Annotated in this window: 1 protein-coding gene; it reads left to right on the plus strand. The window is 32.9% G+C overall.

What is annotated here, in order from left to right:
* Nucleotides 1-362: RNA-guided endonuclease InsQ/TnpB family protein (locus FFR48_RS28540; RefSeq protein WP_162502003.1), on the plus strand; the 362-nt coding region annotated here is incomplete at both ends.

Raw genomic sequence — 362 nt, forward strand, 5'->3', positions numbered from 1 at the left:
GAGTTTGTAGGAGTTGATTTAGGAATAAATCATCTAGCAATATTATCAACAGGAGAAGTATTTGATGGAGTAAAAAGTTATAAAAAGTATGAGAAAAAGTTAGCAAGAATGCAATATTTGAACCGTCATAAAAAAGTAGGTTCAAATAACTATAGAAAAGCCCAAATCAAAATAGCGAGATTACACCAAAAAATAGCCAACATCAGAAAAGATACATTACACAAAATCACCACCCATATCAGCAAAAACCACGCGGTGATAGGGATAGAAGATTTGAATGTATCTGGGATGTTAGCAAATGGGAAATTATCAAAAGCTATAGCTGATATGGGCTTTTATCAATTCAGAAGGCAGCTAGAATA

Origin of the sequence: Sphaerospermopsis reniformis, assembly GCF_005402885.1 — a bacterium.
Lineage (GTDB): Bacteria > Cyanobacteriota > Cyanobacteriia > Cyanobacteriales > Nostocaceae > Sphaerospermopsis > Sphaerospermopsis kisseleviana.